This is a genomic window from Romboutsia sp. MSSM.1001216sp_RTP31141st1_G3_RTP31141_220114 (genome assembly GCF_039031195.1).
Classification (GTDB): domain Bacteria; phylum Bacillota; class Clostridia; order Peptostreptococcales; family Peptostreptococcaceae; genus Romboutsia_C; species Romboutsia_C hominis.
The window spans coordinates 1-17632 of record NZ_JBCIUO010000006.1 but is presented as its reverse complement, the minus strand read 5'-3'; the positions used below and the strand labels follow the sequence as shown (position 1 = coordinate 17632).

The following is a 17632-nucleotide window of genomic DNA, read 5'->3' as shown; positions in this document are numbered from 1 at the left end:
ATTATAATAAAGTAATCAAAAAACATAAGCCTAATCTATAAGTTAAAAATTTAGAAAATTTAGAAAATTTAAAAAGGGATGATGCCATGAAAAAAGATTTTCTATTAGATATGCTTTGTTATATACTTTTACCTTTGGGGGTTTGCTATATAAGTGAATGGAAAAGTCTAGAGTATATAGCTATATTATTAATAGTGCCAGGAATACTTTATTCACTTTATACATTTAAAAGCCAACATAGATTAAACATTACATCAATAATATTTTCTTGCGTATATATAATAATATATTTAGTAAAAAAAGATATGGATTCAAGCTTTGAAAAATATGCATATGATATATATATCCTAATAGGAATATTAGTAGCTATAATTATTAGTAATTTATTAAAAAAAGATATAGCAAGTGCTTTATACACAGATATACTAAGAGCTAATGGTCATAGTAAGTATATTATAAAAAATAATATAAGAAAGTATAATCTTTGTAATGAATTTAATAGAATTTCAAATATAATAAATATTCATATTTTAGCTATAATATTTATTAAGTATTACACTATAATAAATTATAGCAACGAAAGTTATAAAATAACATTAACATTAGAGACTCTAGTAAATATATTATTTCTTATAGGAGAAATATATATAACATATAATATATTTAATCATGCTAGTAAAAAGTTAAGAAATAAAAATACAAAGGTATTAGAAAGCAAAAAAGACAATATAATATATTTAGATAAATGTAAAAAAGCTAATAAATAACAAGTGTATTACTTGTTATTTATTAGCTTTAAAATACTGTCTCCAATACTTTCATTTTCTATAGTGTTTTTAAAAGATTTCATATTGCACTTCATAAAATTAAATATAGAATCAAATTTATTTGAAGCTATACTATTAAAAATATCTTTTAAATCTTCATCATTTGTATATACTAATCCAATTCCTTTATCTATTATGAATCGGGCATTTTCTATTTCTTGTCCTACCTTAGGAAGCTTAACGACAACTGGTGTTTGAGAAAGAATTCCCTCAAAAAGTGTTGCCCCTCCAGGTTTAGTTATCATTAAATCATACTCTCTTAGCAGATTGTGCATATCAGTAACAAATCCTAAAACTTTAATATTGTTTAAAGGTTTTTTTTCTTTTAATATATCATAAAGCTTCTTATTTTTACCAGTAACAATAGCTATTTCTATGTTATTACAGCTATTTTCTATAAATTCATCAATCCAATACATGAAATCTTCATCTATATCAAATAAACCTCTACCACCACCAAGTAATAAAATTTTATACTTATTAGATTCTTTTGTCTTATTCTCAATACAAAACTTTTTGTTTATAGGTACACCAGTTACTTTTATAGATTCTGGATTAATACCTTTTTGAACATATCTATTTTTTATTTCTAATGATGGTACAAAATACATGCTTGTATCTGGATATATCCATTCGAGGCTATCAACTACATCTGTGACAACTGTTAGTGTGGGAATATTAATACTAGGGTATTTAATTTTAAAATTATACACACAAGCAGCAGCAAGAGGAAACGTTGATATAATAACATCAGGATTTACATCTAATATAAATTCGATAAGCTTAGGAGTATATAATTTATGAGCTATATCATGTTTTGAATCAAAGGACTTTTTTAAATAATAATAGTAGTTATATAGTCCAGGAACATATTTAGTATTGTTTTCATAAAGTTTTACCATTGGTTTATTCATCCTAGGTATACTAGCTGTTATAAAATTTTCTATTATTACATTAACAGAAGAATCCTTTTCTAAAATATAGTCTTTTATGGCATTTGCTGCACTTATATGTCCTGCACCAAATTGAGCAGTAAGAATTAGTACAGTCTTTTTATTATCTATATCCATTAAATATTCACCTCTAAAAAATTACCTTAATAAGTATAATTTATTATAACCATATAAGGAAAAATAAGCAATAATAGAAGTTGATGTTAGCTTCTAAATGTCTATAAATAATTTGTAATTTAAAATTTTATAGAGGAAATATCAAATAAGAATTGAAAATAATAAATGAGGTGGTGATATGGAAAATATTAATAAAATTAATGTAAAAGATGATTATAATAGAGAATATTTTATAAAGTTATCAAAATCTATAGTATACACAGCAATTGGAATAATTATATTTTTTATACCTATTAAATTAAATGGACAAGTATTGAATTTAATATATCATATATCATATAAGCTTCAAAGTAATATGAAACATTTCATAGAAGTGTGTATTGTATTTTATTTAATTATAGGAATGTTTAAAGAAATATTAAAATGTAACTTGAAAAATAAAAATATTCTTATGATTAGTAGAATTGTAGCATTAATTTTCTTAGTAAATATATTTTTTGGAAGTAAAAACGGACTTTTAGGAAATGATAATGTATATCTTCTTATAGAAGAAGTAGTCTTAAATACAATAATTGTATTTACTATAGGTGTTTTATTTATGCCATTTTTAGAATATGGATTGTTAGAATTAACAAGTGTTTATCTAAATAAATATACAAAATTGTTATTTAGAATAGATGGTATAAGCTTTTTAAATATATTGGTATATATTTTTACAAATCCATTTTGTGGAATGTTTATGACTAATAAATTATATAGAGAAGGTAAATTAAAGGAATATGAAGCTTGTAATATAATATTAAATTTTTCAATACTTTCATACCCAATAGTTATTTATATATGTGGATATCTAAATATAAATCTAGCTTATGCCATTACGGTGTCAACTACTGTATTAATATTAATAAATATGGTATTAAGTAGAATATATCCAATATCTAAGAAGAAAAAATCATATTATTTAAAAAGTAATAAAAAAAATAGTTACCCTAAAAAGGATAAATTAAAAAAAATAATAAAATATTATTTATCTAATAGTGATAGTAAAGGTCTATTCAAAGCAATTATAGATAATTTAGAAGAAAGTATAAGTATATCTATAAATCTTATACCAAATATAGTTATATTTCTATATATAGGGCAGATAATATTAAATAGTGAGATAATAATAGAAATAATAAAGATTTTGATTAATCCAGTATTAGATGTTTTGCAAGTTAAAAATATAAATGAGTTAGTAGGATTTATAATAGATGTATTTTATAACACTATAATAGGAATAAATAATGTAGATAAAAGTATAAGTATACAAACCAAAATTTTAATTTGTATAATAGGAATTTTAAGTTGTACATCTATTAGCACAAATATTATATATATAGCTAATAATAAAATGGCATTAAAAATAAATATAAAAGAGTTTATAATATCTTATTTACTTAGAATAAATTTAATTATAATAATATACATATTTATAGCTTACTTGTATAGTGGATATTTAATATAAGATAGGGAGCTATTTAAGCTTAAAATAGCTCCTTTTTCAAAATTATCAACTTAAAGGATAATTTTAATATTAACTTATTATAAATTACTATTGTGCAAAACAAAGTACTGTGCTATTATATAATCACTATTATAATAAAACAATGTAGTGTGTTATACACAGTAGACTGCTTAATGAGAGGAGGAGTTTTGTGAATACTCAGTTTAGAAAAGGAGTACTTGAAATATGTGTACTAGCTCTTATTTCTAAAAAAGACATGTACGGATATGAGATAGTGCAAAATATATCTAAAGTTATAGAAGTTAATGAAGGAACTATATACCCTATTCTTAGAAGACTTACAAAAGATGGATATTTTGACACATATATATTAGAATCGAGTGAGGGACCTGCTAGGAAGTATTATAAATTAACAGATTTGGGAAAAGAAAACTTAAATAAGTTAATTGTAGAGTGGAAAGATTTCGTAAAGGCTGTAAATATTTTAATAGAGTAAAAGGAGTGATAATATTGAATAGAGCTGAATTTTTAGATATATTAAGAGATTATCTTAAAGGTAGTTTTTCAGAAGAAGAAATAGGAGATATATTAAGAGACTATGAAGAATACTTTTTAGATGGAACAATAGAGGGAAAAAGCGATATAGAAATAATAAAATCTCTTGGTTCACCTAAAACTATAGCTAGTGAACTTATAGCAGAGACTAAAAATAAAGAAGAAGATAATAATATAAGACTAAAAATAAATATAATAAAGTCAAATTTTAAAAGACAATATATAAACTTAAAAGATAGAGTTAGTGAAAAATTAACTTTAGATATTGAAAATAATGACCAAAATAAAAGAAAAATAATACAATTAGGTCTTAGTATACTATCTTTAATAGTATTCATTCCAAGATTTTTAATAGTATTATTTTTATCTGTAGTTGGTATTATATTAGTTTCATTAATTGGTTTATATGTAGCTACAATGCCTATAATAATAAATTTTATATCTCAAACACATGAGGTGATGGGACTTTATGTATTTATGTCTATTGCATTTGTAGGTGGTCAGATATTAGCATGGCAAATATATATATTTATAATATCTATATATAAAACAAGCGTAAATAGGTATAAAAGTTGGATGAAAACAAGAAAACTATATATAAATGCTAGTAAGAAAAAAGAAGCTAATAATAAAGAAGAGAATAGTTTTAAGGAAGGAGAGGAAGATGATGAATAAAAAGGTAACCATATTTTCAATAATATTAATAGTAATTGGTATAGTTGGTACTATATACTTTTCTATATCATCTGTCCCTTATTTTACTCAAACTATATTTAATATAGAAAAAAGCTTAGATAAAGAACAAGTAATTTACAATAAAAATATAAGTATAGAAAATTTAGATGTAAAGACTAAAGTGAGTAATATAATAATAGAAAAATATGAAGGACATGAAGTTAGAGTAGTGAAGAAAGGTATAAGTAACTACAATATTAAAGAAGATGGCAATAAATTGAGTATAGTTGAAAATGAAAAGGAATATAATTATAAAATAAGCAACAATTTAGAAGAATTTATAGAAAATGTGATTAATGCATTTTACTATAATAATAGTCAAAGTTTAATTATATATGTTCCAAATAATATAAATGTAAATGCATCTACTGATCATGCAAGATTAAGTATAGAAAATAATCTATTACTAGATAGTGTATATTATAAGACTATAAATGGGTATATATCACTGCCCAAAGGGATGAAAACACTTAAAAACCTAGATATAAAATCTAACGGACATATATACTTATCTACAGAGGAATTAATAGGAATAGATAACGTTAATATAGAAAGTGGTGGAATTGAAATATATTCAGCTCAAAATGAAATATTTGTAGATGATATTGAAAAATTTATACCAAAAACTATAAATATAACTCAAAATAGTAATAGTAGTTCAAATATTAATATAGATACAAATATACCAATAGCTAAAGAATTAAATATAAATGCATACAATTCAAGCGTTTATATAAACATACCAAGTAAAAATTATAATTTTAGTGTAGATATGAAGTCTATATCAGGTATAAATGTAAGTAATATGCTTATTGATGAGCATTATAGAAATGATGAAAATTTAAAAGAGTTAAAGGGAACTTTAAACAAAGAAAATTTAAATAATGAAGAGAAATATATTATAAATGTAAAAGCGAATAATATAAATTTACATTAAATAAATGAAATTATAGCCAAAAAATATAGAATAATCAATTAACTCCAATAAAAAATGCTAAAAATATAAAGTATACTATGTTATAATATTTATAAATATAAAAAGAAGAGGTATACTTATGAATAAATTAGCATTAAGTTTTATAACAGCTTTTACTTCATTTTTAGTTATAGGATGTAGTGATAAAAGCGTAAATGATGATAATAAAGTAGAAGTTAAACCATCTTCTGCAGTAGAAAGTGAAATATCTCAAAGTGAAGCAACACTAAAGGAATCGGATAAAATTAAGCAAAATTCAGATAGCATTAACATACCTATACATATACTTAAAGATGATCCTAAAGAGGTTAAGTATATAGAAGTTAAAAAAGATAGTACACTTCAAGAAAAGATAGAAAGTATTATAAATGTATTATCTAAAGAGTGCTTTAATAGTTTACCAATGAAAGTTACTGTTTTTATTAAGAATAGTACTGCAAGGATTGAATTGATAGAACCAAAGACTGATTCAGAGAGTAGAGTATCTTGGAAGAAAGATTATCTAAATGAAACAACAAAAGAGTACACAATAAATACAATTGTAAAAAATATAATTCAAGAAGATTATAAAGGCGATTGGATAAAAAAGGTACAATTATATTATGATGGTAAGTTAATATCATTAGATTAAAAGTCAGTATTAGAAGTATTTCTAATACTGACTTTTTTATGTTTTTATGATTATTTTGTTTTTAATTTACTTATAATTTCTATATGTATTTCAAAGAAATATAAGTAAAAACAATTATCATATAAATTAGATATCATCTATTGTATATATATCATCATCAAGATTTGATATATAGTTAGCTATAGATAATACACCTATACCAGCGAGAAGCTTCATTTGTTGCTTGCAAGTTGCTTTAACTGTTGAAGTTGTTATTTTTCTAATTGAAGGACTAATTACACTCAAAGCAGCTAATGTAGCAGAACCTATTAAAATACCTTTTAATAATTGATTATCTTTATCCATGGTGTCACTCCCATCAAGATATAATTTATAATATTAAAAATTAATTAAAATTTAATATATAAATAGGATGTGTAAATGATAAAAAAATATAATCTAAAACTAATATTTTAAAAATATTTATGATTTTAGGATTATTTACTTTAATAATATTATTAAAAGAACTAGTAACCAGATTTTAAGATTTTCATATAATTATATTAGACAGCATAAGTTTATTATGCGAGTTGAATATTACAGCAAAAGGGGTTTTGACGTATTATGAAGAAAAAGAAAAGCCAAGGGTGTGGATGTCAACCTAAGTGTGACAATTTCAATGTATGCAATGACAAAGTAAAATCATGTAAACCATGTAACTCACACAAATCAAATGTTTGTTGCAAAAAACCTTCAAAAAAATATATAGATTGTGATCATGAGAGTAAATGTGATTTTATGGACGATTGCAAATGTGATGAGCATTTTGAGATTACATGTGTAGATAAGTGCTTAGAACTAGTACAAAAAGCAGAAGATTTATTTGATGAAGCATCACGCTGTGAATGTAAAGCTAAGGAGTTAATGGAAAAAGCTAGAGAGTGTGAAAAATCATCAAATGTATTAGCAGCAAAAGCTAATGATTTAAGAGAAAAAGCACAATGCAACGAGAATGAATCTAGAGCAGCAGAATGTAAAGCCAAAGAATTAATGGAAAAAGCTAGAGAACTTTGTGAAAAGGCTAAATGCTTGCATAAAGAAGCTGAAGAAATAGAGAATGAAGCTAGATGTAAGTGTGAAAAAGCAAATGATTTAAGAGACAGAGCACAGGAATTCAGTGAAAAAGCTAAGTGTTTATATGCTAAAGCTTTAAAATTTGATGAAAAAGCATTAGAATGTTACAAATCTGCAGAAGATAAAATAAAAGAATATGGACATAAATCTAAAAAATGTGAAGAAATGATAAAAAAATGTAGTAGCAAGTTAGATAAGTGTGAAATGGATATGAAAAAATATATAGATTGTGATCACAAAAAATATTGTACATGCGATACTAAAGAAAGCAAATCACATTACAAAAAAAATAAAGAGAAGTATTGTGATATAGGTCTAAAGCAAGAATATTGTAAGCCACATTGCAAAGAAGATGTGTATATGGATTGTGATTGTGCAACTTATGTAAGCCCTATGTATGATATGTGTAATATGCACTATATAGGGGATATGGCAGATGAATATCCAATGGTCGGAATGCCTTATATGAATGCTTGCTCTAATCATTGTCAAGACGCAAATGATATGTGGATGCACTATTATATGAATATGAAAAATATGATGAAAAATATGGGATGGCCAAGATATTAAAATACTAAGAATAAATAAAGAATGCCTGCAGGTATTCTTTATTTATTCTTAAAGAAAATTATACTTATTTTAATAATTCTTTTTCTATAGACTTATATACTTTTTCCATGAGATTATTAAAATCTCTAGTAGATTTCATATAGCTAGAAACTAGAGGTAAATTAAAAAATTCTTGATATTCCTTGTTAAGTTCGGCTAATTTACTTGATGCATCTTCTATTCTATTATTAGAGTAAAGCTTATTTTTTTTATCTATATAATTATCAAGTTGTCTTTTTAAATTTTTATTTTTATCAAGTTGGGATTTAGATTTCTTCATAAGTTTAAATTCATCACTAGATTTAATTGAATTAGCAAGTTCAAGTGCTTTTTTATTTATATCCATATATACCTCCATTTATAAAAAATACTATATTACATTTTATAATTTAAGAAGGTAATATATACTACATATTTAAAAGGAATATAATTTACATTATAAGCGAGTTAATTCATTTAAAAAGTATTCAAACATAATACCATCATTTCTATCAGTGTCAAATTTGGATGTATAGTTTACTACTTTATGAACAAAATAACTAGATTTGTTAATAGCAAATTCTAAATCATGACCATTTGCTATTAAGCCACATATAATAGATGTGAATATATCACCAGTGCCACTATAAGATAAATTATTATATTCAAATGAAGTAATAAAACAATTATCACTGATTTTATCATATCCAATATTTAGTATATAACCATCCTGAACTACTCCAGTTATAATTACATTTTCAGGGCCTAATTCAGAAATTTCTTTGGCCATATTAATAATATCTTTTTTAGTCAAATCACCAATATCAGAAATACTTCTATTGGTTAATAGACATGCTTCAGTTATATTTGGAGTCGTAAGGTTAGATATCTTTACTAAATTTTTAATTTTTTTACACATATCGTTATCAAATATAGAATACATATTTCCATTGTCTCCCATTACAGGATCCACTATTACAAAAGAATTATTATTTTTCTTTATAAAGTCAATCACTATATCTACTTGGTCTTTAGAACCTAAAAAACCACTATAGATATAATCAAAATTAATATTAAGCTCAGACCAAACATTAGAGTATTCTCTCATGTGATCAGTAAAATCTAAAAAACTATATTTAGGATAGCCTGTTTGACTAGATAAAATTGCTGTAGGAAAAGGACAACATTGAGTTTTTAATGCAGATAATATAGGTATTGCAGCAGTTAAAGAACATCTACCTATACCTGATAAATCATGAATAGCAGCTATTTTCTTCAAAATAGCACCTCCCTATAAAAATATTTATATAAATATATTACTACTAAAAAATTCAAAAACAAATATATAATTACAAAAAATAAAATGTATGGTTACAATTTATTTAAATATATATTACAAAGATTTGAGAGAGTAAAAGCTTTAAATAAATTAAAATTATTTTTAATATGTTTGGATATAATAATATAAATCAAGAGAATACATAAATTGCTTTTAGGAGGTCTGACATTGATAAAACTTAATATTAAAAATAAGTATGCTAAAATTATAATTATATCATTATCATTAACGATAGCTATTGGATTATATTCATATATAAAAGAAGGTGAATTAATAATAAAATCAAACTCTACCGAAGTAAGTAAAATAGAAGATGGCGAAAATAATAAATACAAGCTTCTTCTTGAAGAACTATTTGATCATAGAAATAAAGCAATACTTGATAAAAATGAAGAAGGGCTAAAAGAATTATATGAGGTAGATAAAAAGTTTGGTTTATGGGCATGGGAACATGAAGTAAAAAAGATGAAATACCTAGAAAATTGGTCTAGTAAACAAGGAGTTAAGTTTAATGATATAAAAGCAAAAGTGAAAATCAAAAAAGTAAAAGAAAAGGAAGAAGGTTTATACGGCATTATATGTACAGTTTCAACAGAGTATAAGTATTCATATGATAAAGAACCAGATATTATAAATATGTGTAGAATAGGAACTTATCATTATATAAATGTCAAAATAATAGATGATCAATATATAATAACTAAAGAATGGTATACAGATCCATTTGCTGATTCTTTAAACTTAGATAATATAAAATCTGAAGACATAAAAAATTATATAAGTATGCAAAAGCCTACAATATTAGATTTAAAGCAAGAGCAAATAAAAGCCATAGAATATGCACATAAATATTGTGGAGCAGCTGCTGATGAAGAAAATGGTTTAAAATTCAACTCAAATTACAGAGATTATAATCCAGAAGGTGGAGACTGCGCAAACTTTGCATCTCAAATAATGTTTGAAAGTGGGAGATTCAAAAAAAATGATACATGGAATTACGCAGATGGTGCAGGAACTAAGGCATGGGTAAATGCACAAGCTTTTAAAAATTATATAGTATATAGTGGTAGAGGAAGTTTAATAGCAAAAGGAAGTTATGAAGATATTTATAAAGAAGCCTATAATTTAAGACCTGGGGATTTTGTGGCATATGAAAAAGGAGGCAGAATAACTCACGTATCAACTGTAACAGGACTTGACTCAAAAGGATATCCTTTAGTAACTTGTCACAATACAGATAGATTACTAGTACCATGGGATTTAGGGTGGAGTGATAAGGCTATAAGATTTCATTTAATTAAGGTACATTACTAGAAACTAGAATCTATAAGTTGATGTGTATAAACTTAATAACATTTGACAATGATATGTATATATGTTAAAGTAATAATAAAGTTGCAAACATTTGTAGCTAAATAATTTTTGTGTGTTTTTAGGAGGATCTATTAAATGAAAACTGGTGTAGTTAAATGGTTTAATAATGAAAAAGGATTTGGATTCATATCTGTAGAAGGTGAAGGAGATGTTTTCGTACATTTCTCAGCTATAGCTGCTGATGGATACAAGTCTTTAGAAGAAGGACAAAACGTTCAATTCGAAATAGTTGAAGGTGCTAAAGGTCCTCAAGCTGCTAACGTAGTTAAATTATAATTAATTTCATATATATATTAGTAAGTCTAGTAGTATGTGAAACACCCGCCGCAATTAAGCGGCGTTTTTAATTTCACTATTAACTTATTCTTTTACAAGTCCAACTCCATTTATAAATTTAAATCCTTTTTCATTAATCAAAGCATCAAATAAATCTAAAGAATTGTATTTACAGAAATTATCTAAACAATAAAGAGTATCATCTTCTAATTTATCAAATTCATTGTACATATGAAAAGGAGTACTAAACTTAATCATTTCATCTCTTAATTTGTCCATATCAATTAAAAATTCAGCATAAGATAAATCAAGACTTCCATTTAATATTAGGGATTTCACTATATCTAATATTTCATTCTTATCTTCAAATTTTATAACTATCTTTTCTTTATCTCTACGAGATTTAATATAGTCATTTATTTTATCAACAATGCTTAATAAATTATTATCTATAAAATAAATAAAATCAGCTTGATTAAATTTACTTTCAATATCTTCTATAAGTAATTCATTCATATGAGATTCCCAAAGTTGTACACCATATCTATTGTAATTAGCATTTTTTATAGGCTCTCCTTTATAGTCATAAATTCTAGGAACAGAGTAGTTGTGATAGTTAGCTATTTCACATCTAAAGTAGTATCCATCTTTATCTTTAGGAATTAAATTTACTATAAATTCATGCATATCGCTTCCTAAATATATTTTTGTGTTTTTTAATAAATCAAATCTATCTTTTAAAACTTTAGCATCTATATTGTATAAATTATTTTCATATGCTATTTCATATACCTTGTGTTCATATATTTTATTTAAAAAACTATTAACTTCTATATTATAATCAAATTTCATTGTTATACCTCCAAATTTAAAACATAAATAATTTTTATTTAATATATACCCATAAAAGATAATTTAAATAAAAAAATAATTTTAACATATTTTAAATTAAAATATATATAAAAATATGTTAAAATTATAGTTGAGAGAAAGAAGAATATAATACTTTTGTATATAAATTAATTAATGTTTACTTATTGGAGGTGCAGTATAGTGAATATATTATTTTTTCTAACACCTAAGAGTGAAGTTGCATATATATATGAAAACTACACTATGAGGCAAACTCTAGAGAAGATGGAATATCATAGATATTCATCTATTCCCATAATTAATGATGAGGGGAAGTATGTTGGGACTATAACAGAAGGAGATTTATTGTGGACATTAAAAAATAAATTTTCGCTAGATTTAAAGGGAGTAGAGGATATTCCTATCAAAGAAGTAAATAGAAGAAAAGACAATTCTCCTGTTGATGTTAACGCTAATATAGAAGATTTAATTTCAAAATCTATGAATCAGAACTTTGTTCCTGTTATAGACGATCAAGAAATTTTTATTGGTATAATAAAAAGAAAAGATATTATAGAGTATTGTTACAATAAATTAAAAGAATAAGATAAGACCTAGTATATACTAGGTCTTATTTTTAGTCATTTAACTTGATCATATTTCCATATTTAGATCTAAGGTCATTTAATTTTTTAGAGTAAACTTCTGTTTGCTTTTGATACATTAAAGTTCTTTCTATTTCATTTTTAACTTCTTCGTATTCAGATTCTCCACCTTTATTTAAATCTTCTAATTTTATTAAGTGGTATCCAAATTGAGTTTTAACAGGTCCTGCTACTTCACCTTTTTCCATATTGAATACTGCTTCTTCAAATTCTGGAACCATTTGTCCTCTAGGGAATGATCCTAAGTTTCCACCAGCTTCTTTAGAAGGGCAAGTAGAATGTTCTGATGCTGCATCTTCAAAAGATACTTCATTAGCTTTTATTTTATTTAATAAATCATTAGCTTGTTCTTCAGTTTCAACTAATATGTGCTTAGCAGTAGCTGTTTCTGGCTTATTGAATTTATCTTTATTAGCATCAAAGAAAGCCTTCTTTTCTTCTTCAGTTAAAGATATACTAGTTAATACTTTGTTTATAGCATATTGCTTTAACATATTTTCTTGAACTCTTTGTAATTCTTTTTTAAACTCTTCATCGTTATGTAATTCATTTTCTTTAGCTTCCATATAGAATAATTCTTGGTTAACTAAATCATCTAATAATTGCTTTTTACCTTGCTCACTATTAAAGTGCATAGCTTGATATGGTTCTAAGCTTTGTAGAGCACTCTCAACATCGTAGTTAGTGATTTCTTTTTCTCCAATTGTTGCTAAAACTTTTCTTTCCATAATTGTTACTCCTTTATGTAAGTTTATAATTAATATTACTTTCAATTTAAATGATATCAGAAAAAAACTTATATGTCTAACATTTCCAAATTTTATACTAAATATGTATTAATATGAAAAAGTAATAGTTATAAGTAAAAGTGATGATAGCATTCCAACGACACCTTCATTTTCATTGTATTTAAAATTTTTTATGCAAGAAACATAAAAGTATATAAATAAAAATATTAGTTTAAAAATAAGTAATATTCTGTTTTTAGAGAATAATAAATAGCTACATAAAAACAGTATAAATGCTAAGATTGTAGTTATTCTATATAATACATCTATATCTTCTATTTTATTAATAGATTTTAGAATCATTATTATATAAACTATAGATGCTGTTAAAAATAATAAAAACATAAATATTTCAATTCTCATAGCAGCAATAGAAACATAGTCGTACCAAACTATAGGCCAAAAAAATAAGAATAAAAATTTAAAATATTTATCAAGAAATTCTTTTGAAATAATAAACACATCCTTTCAAATTCAATCTATAAATAAATTAAAGCATACAAATTAATCAAATACTACCATTATTATATCTATATAAAAAAAATATATGAAATATTTATTGTTTAATTAGTATATATATTAATTAAGAAATTAATTTATAAAATATATTAAGGTGGGATAAGTATGTATAGATATTATACTAAAGGTGTATGTTCAAAGTCTATATTAATGGATATTGAAGGCAATATATTAAAAGACGTAGTTTTCGAGGGTGGATGTAGTGGAAATACTATAGGAATAAAGCATCTAGTTGAAGGTAAAGATATTGATGATATAATAAAAAATCTTGAAGATATACCATGTAAGAATAGAGGAACATCTTGCCCTGATCAATTAGCTAAAGCACTTAAAATATATAAGAAATATGTTTATAATAAATAAAAAAGTCTTCTAACGAAGACTTTTTTATTACTTAGTTACAACTATAGCTATTTTAGCATCAGGATTGTAACTAACTTGAACTAATTGATTTTTCTTAAGTCCAGCAAGGTCTTCTCCACCATAGTTTATTTCTAATTTTACTGGCATTTTACCTTGTTTTATTATAGCTACGTACTCATTTTTACCTTTTTTCTCTAGACTGATTAAGTTACCAACATAAGGCTTGAAGTTTTGATATTTTTCCCCAGCTTTTTTTATGTAGAAGTAAGTCCCAAGAGCAACTAATAAGTTAACTGCAAGTATAGCCCAACCATTTATCTTAGCAACCATACCAACTATCATAATGATAACCATTAAAACAATAGGAATTATAGCTTTTTTCATAAGTAGTTTGCCCATTATTTCATTAGCTCTTTTTTCAGGGCCAGTCATTGTTTTTGATCTAGCAAATGATTCTGCGAATTTGTCTTTTAAGCCCATATTAATCCTCCTAATTTAATTAATATTAGATATAATAACGATGTCATGCTTGAAACTTAAAGGTCATTACATTTATATTATGTACAAGTTTGTTATTAAAATTTATATTCAAGCAAAGCAAAATATATTAATTATTTTATCATATAATTAAAAAAAAGGAAATAAATGAGTTATAAAAACTTGATAAATATATATAGTAGTATAAATTAACATAATCTCATTCTTTAATAATATAATTTAGCTATTTTGTTTATTGTGGTAATATATATGTATATATTCATTAATAAAGTAAGGAGATTAATATGGAAAAGAAATATATAATATCTCTAGATCAAGGCACAACAAGTTCAAGAGCTATATTGTTTGATGAAAATGGAGAAATAGTAAGTAAATCGCAAAAAGAATTTACTCAAATATATAAACAATCTGGATGGGTAGAACATGATCCTATGGAAATATGGGGAACTCAAAGTGGGGTAATGAGAGAAGTAATAGAAACTAAGGGTATAAGACCGGAAGAAATTGCTGCAATAGGAATAACTAATCAAAGAGAAACTACTATAGTATGGGATAAAAATACAGGAAAACCTATATATAATGCAATAGTTTGGCAGTGTAGAAGAACATCAGATATATGTAAAGAATTAAAAGACAAAGGATTAGAAGAAATAATAAAAGATAAAACAGGTCTTTTAATAGATGCTTATTTTTCAGCTACTAAAGTAAAATGGATATTAGACAATGTAGAAGGCGCGAGAAAAAAAGCAAATAATGGTGAATTACTATTTGGAACTGTTGACACTTGGCTTATATGGAATTTAACTAGGGGAAAAGTTCATGCTACAGATTACTCTAATGCATCGAGAACTATGATGTATAATATAAAAGAGCTAAAGTGGGATGAAGATATATTAAAAGAACTTGATATACCAAAATCAATGCTCCCAAATGTATACCCATCTAGTTATGTATATGGACACACTGATTCTATGATGATGGCAGGTGCAGAAATTCCAATATCAGGATGTGCAGGGGATCAACAAGCTGCGTTGTTTGGACAAACATGTTTTGAAAAGGGAAGTGCAAAAAATACTTATGGTACAGGTTGTTTTTTACTTATGAACATAGGTGAAGAAATAGTTAAATCTAGAAATGGTTTAATAACAACTATAGCTTGGGGGATAGACAATAAAATTACTTATGCATTAGAGGGAAGTATATTTATGGGAGGTGCCTCTATTCAGTGGCTTAGAGATGAATTAAGAATGATAAAAGAAGCTAAGGATAGTGAAAGTTATGCATCAAAGGTTGATGATACAAATGGAGTATATGTTGTTCCAGCATTTACAGGTCTTGGAGCACCTTACTGGGATATGTATGCTAGAGGAACCATTGTAGGTTTAAGTAGAGGAGCTAAAAAAGAACATATAATAAGAGCTACTTTAGAATCTATAGCATATCAAACTAAAGATGTATTAAATGCTATGGAACAAGATTCAAATATAAATCTTAAGTTTTTAAAGGTAGATGGAGGAGCAAGTAGCAATAATTTTTTAATGCAATTTCAATCAGATATATTAGATGTAAATATAGATAGACCAAAGGTTATAGAAACAACAGCACTAGGAGCTGCTTATCTGGCAGGACTTTCGGTAGGATTTTATAAAAGTAAGAATGATATAAAGGTTAAGTGGGGAGTTGATAAAGAGTTTACTCCTAAAATGGATAAATGCAAAAAGGAGAAATTATATAAAACCTGGAAAAAAGCTGTAAAAAGAGCTATGGAGTGGGAAGAAGAAGAGGAATAAAAAAGATGGTATCAAACCATCTTTTTTATTTATGTTATATTACTCCTTTATAGCAGCTACAACACTCATCTCAACAAGAAGACATTCTCTAGCCATCTTAGCTTCAACACATGCTCTAGCTGGAGCAAATCCTTCTTCAATCCAAGCATCCCAAACAGAGTTCATATCAGCAAAATCTTTCATATCTTTTATATATATAGTAACTGATAACATATGATTTTTATCTGAACCATACTTATTTAATAAATCTTCTATTTTCTCTAATACTTTAGCTGTTTGCTCCTTTATATCACCTTCAGCATGAACTTGACCACATAAGTAAAGAGTATTGTTGTGAACAACAGCTTTACTCATTCTTTCAGTTGTTTCAAATCTTTTTATTTCCATAATTTTACCTCCAAGTTAAAAATATTCCAATAAATCACATTACATATAAAAATATATCATATAAAGTAAAATTATTAAACAATTAAGTGAAATAAATTCCAATTCTAATATAGATAAACATAAGATGTATATGATGATAAGTTAAATAATAAATGGAGAGTTTTTATTTATTGAAATTGGTCAAATATATTATATAAATAATAATTTAAAACTATATAAATATGTTATAATCATATACAAGTAAAGATTTTTAAAGGAGGATAAATATGTCTGACGATAGAGTGATAGATTTTAACAATTTAAAAAACAAGGCTAAAGATTCTGATGTAGATAAGTTTGAACAGTATATATATAATTTATATTTTTCAGTAATGGATGGAAGTATGACAATGGCTGAATTTTCTAAGAAGATATTTGATTATATGAAGGATAATAATATATCTTATGAGAAGTTTATGAATATACAAAAAAAATTTATGGAAAGATATGGTATGAATCCTCAAGAAGTAGAAGATCAACTTAAAAATTTTGGAATAGATCCAGCAAATTTAGACATGTCTAATATTAGTGAAGAGAGTATAAATTCTATAAAGAATACAACATCATTTTATGAAAAATATGCTAATAAAATACAAACTAAAGGTTGTGTAACTACTTATATAAAAAATGATACAAATGATATAGAAGTTATAATAGATAAAGAAAAAGTTACATTATGTAGTAGTAAGAAAATAAATTTAGTTGATGCTGAGTTAAATGAATTTTTACTAGGATATAAA

General features: G+C 24.9%; 21 protein-coding genes. 13 read left to right on the top strand and 8 right to left on the bottom strand.

What is annotated here, in order from left to right; genetic code table 11:
- The first annotated feature begins 86 nt into the window (after positions 1-86).
- Positions 87-767 (top strand): hypothetical protein, encoded by a 681-nt coding sequence (locus ABCP60_RS10130; protein WP_343101696.1) that lies wholly within the window; start codon positions 87-89, stop codon positions 765-767.
- An 8-nt stretch (positions 768-775) separates the two neighbouring features.
- On the opposite strand, the gene ABCP60_RS10125 is transcribed toward ABCP60_RS10130, so the two are convergent.
- A complete protein-coding gene (locus ABCP60_RS10125; protein WP_271892213.1) occupies positions 776-1897 on the bottom strand; it encodes a glycosyltransferase in 1122 nt (373 codons plus the stop codon).
- A 178-nt stretch (positions 1898-2075) separates the two neighbouring features.
- On the opposite strand from ABCP60_RS10125, the gene ABCP60_RS10120 reads away from it, so the two are divergent.
- From ABCP60_RS10120 to ABCP60_RS10100, 5 genes are all read left to right on the top strand, one after another.
- Positions 2076-3404 (top strand): hypothetical protein, encoded by a 1329-nt coding sequence (locus ABCP60_RS10120; RefSeq protein WP_343101695.1) that lies wholly within the window; start codon positions 2076-2078, stop codon positions 3402-3404.
- Between the two features lie 190 nt (positions 3405-3594).
- Entirely contained in the window at positions 3595-3900 is a 306-nt protein-coding gene (locus tag ABCP60_RS10115) for a PadR family transcriptional regulator (RefSeq protein WP_343101694.1), read from the top strand.
- A 14-nt stretch (positions 3901-3914) separates the two neighbouring features.
- Positions 3915-4634: a DUF1700 domain-containing protein gene (locus ABCP60_RS10110; protein ID WP_343101693.1), complete on the top strand. Its 720-nt coding sequence runs from the start codon at positions 3915-3917 to the stop codon at positions 4632-4634.
- Positions 4627-5631, top strand: coding sequence for a hypothetical protein (locus tag ABCP60_RS10105; protein ID WP_343101692.1), 1005 nt, complete (start codon positions 4627-4629; stop codon positions 5629-5631). Before ABCP60_RS10110 ends, ABCP60_RS10105 begins: the two co-directional genes overlap by 8 nt.
- Positions 5632-5749: 118 nt before the next feature.
- Positions 5750-6301 (top strand): hypothetical protein, encoded by a 552-nt coding sequence (locus ABCP60_RS10100; protein ID WP_195237392.1) that lies wholly within the window; start codon positions 5750-5752, stop codon positions 6299-6301.
- A gap of 126 nt (positions 6302-6427) precedes the next feature.
- Here ABCP60_RS10100 and ABCP60_RS10095 read toward each other — a convergent pair whose 3' ends face one another.
- A complete protein-coding gene (locus ABCP60_RS10095) occupies positions 6428-6646 on the bottom strand; it encodes a hypothetical protein (protein WP_195237394.1) in 219 nt (72 codons plus the stop codon).
- A 258-nt stretch (positions 6647-6904) separates the two neighbouring features.
- Between ABCP60_RS10095 and ABCP60_RS10090 the strand changes: the two genes are divergently transcribed.
- Positions 6905-7984, top strand: coding sequence for a hypothetical protein (locus ABCP60_RS10090; protein ID WP_343101691.1), 1080 nt, complete (start codon positions 6905-6907; stop codon positions 7982-7984).
- A gap of 64 nt (positions 7985-8048) precedes the next feature.
- On the opposite strand, the gene ABCP60_RS10085 is transcribed toward ABCP60_RS10090, so the two are convergent.
- Both ABCP60_RS10085 and ABCP60_RS10080 read right to left on the bottom strand, forming a co-directional pair.
- A complete protein-coding gene (locus ABCP60_RS10085; RefSeq protein ID WP_195237397.1) occupies positions 8049-8369 on the bottom strand; it encodes a YlbF family regulator in 321 nt (106 codons plus the stop codon).
- A 90-nt stretch (positions 8370-8459) separates the two neighbouring features.
- On the bottom strand, positions 8460-9281 hold the full coding sequence (locus tag ABCP60_RS10080) for a pyridoxamine kinase (RefSeq protein WP_207733536.1): 822 nt from the start codon (positions 9279-9281) through the stop codon (positions 8460-8462).
- A gap of 228 nt (positions 9282-9509) precedes the next feature.
- On the opposite strand from ABCP60_RS10080, the gene ABCP60_RS10075 reads away from it, so the two are divergent.
- Both ABCP60_RS10075 and ABCP60_RS10070 read left to right on the top strand, forming a co-directional pair.
- Positions 9510-10655, top strand: a complete 1146-nt coding sequence (locus ABCP60_RS10075; RefSeq protein ID WP_092924848.1) for an amidase domain-containing protein — start codon at positions 9510-9512, stop codon at positions 10653-10655.
- Positions 10656-10790: 135 nt separating this feature from the next.
- Complete coding sequence (locus tag ABCP60_RS10070; protein WP_092924850.1) at positions 10791-10991, top strand: cold-shock protein; 201 nt, start codon at positions 10791-10793, stop codon at positions 10989-10991.
- 84 nt (positions 10992-11075) lie between these two features.
- Here ABCP60_RS10070 and ABCP60_RS10065 read toward each other — a convergent pair whose 3' ends face one another.
- The gene (locus ABCP60_RS10065; protein ID WP_343101690.1) at positions 11076-11843 is read right to left on the bottom strand and encodes a hypothetical protein; all 768 of its coding nucleotides are present in this window, start codon (positions 11841-11843) and stop codon (positions 11076-11078) included.
- Between the two features lie 201 nt (positions 11844-12044).
- Here ABCP60_RS10065 and ABCP60_RS10060 point away from each other — a divergent pair, with 201 nt between their 5' ends.
- Entirely contained in the window at positions 12045-12449 is a 405-nt protein-coding gene (locus ABCP60_RS10060) for a CBS domain-containing protein (protein ID WP_092924854.1), read from the top strand.
- A 31-nt stretch (positions 12450-12480) separates the two neighbouring features.
- On the opposite strand, the gene ABCP60_RS10055 is transcribed toward ABCP60_RS10060, so the two are convergent.
- On the bottom strand, positions 12481-13236 hold the full coding sequence (locus ABCP60_RS10055; RefSeq protein WP_092924856.1) for a peptidylprolyl isomerase: 756 nt from the start codon (positions 13234-13236) through the stop codon (positions 12481-12483).
- 684 nt (positions 13237-13920) lie between these two features.
- Between ABCP60_RS10055 and ABCP60_RS10050 the strand changes: the two genes are divergently transcribed.
- Positions 13921-14178 (top strand): TIGR03905 family TSCPD domain-containing protein, encoded by a 258-nt coding sequence (locus tag ABCP60_RS10050; protein WP_166505750.1) that lies wholly within the window; start codon positions 13921-13923, stop codon positions 14176-14178.
- 27 nt (positions 14179-14205) lie between these two features.
- Here ABCP60_RS10050 and ABCP60_RS10045 read toward each other — a convergent pair whose 3' ends face one another.
- Positions 14206-14658, bottom strand: coding sequence for a hypothetical protein (locus ABCP60_RS10045; RefSeq protein WP_092924862.1), 453 nt, complete (start codon positions 14656-14658; stop codon positions 14206-14208).
- Positions 14659-14960: 302 nt separating this feature from the next.
- Between ABCP60_RS10045 and glpK the strand changes: the two genes are divergently transcribed.
- Positions 14961-16466 (top strand): glycerol kinase GlpK, encoded by a 1506-nt coding sequence (gene glpK / locus ABCP60_RS10040; RefSeq protein ID WP_092924864.1) that lies wholly within the window; start codon positions 14961-14963, stop codon positions 16464-16466.
- A 39-nt stretch (positions 16467-16505) separates the two neighbouring features.
- Here the strand turns inward: glpK and ABCP60_RS10035 are convergent, their stop codons facing one another.
- On the bottom strand, positions 16506-16853 hold the full coding sequence (locus ABCP60_RS10035; protein WP_092924866.1) for a RidA family protein: 348 nt from the start codon (positions 16851-16853) through the stop codon (positions 16506-16508).
- Positions 16854-17119: 266 nt separating this feature from the next.
- On the opposite strand from ABCP60_RS10035, the gene ABCP60_RS10030 reads away from it, so the two are divergent.
- On the top strand, positions 17120-17632 hold a 513-nt coding region (locus tag ABCP60_RS10030; protein ID WP_343101689.1), incomplete at its 3' end, for a DUF3867 family protein.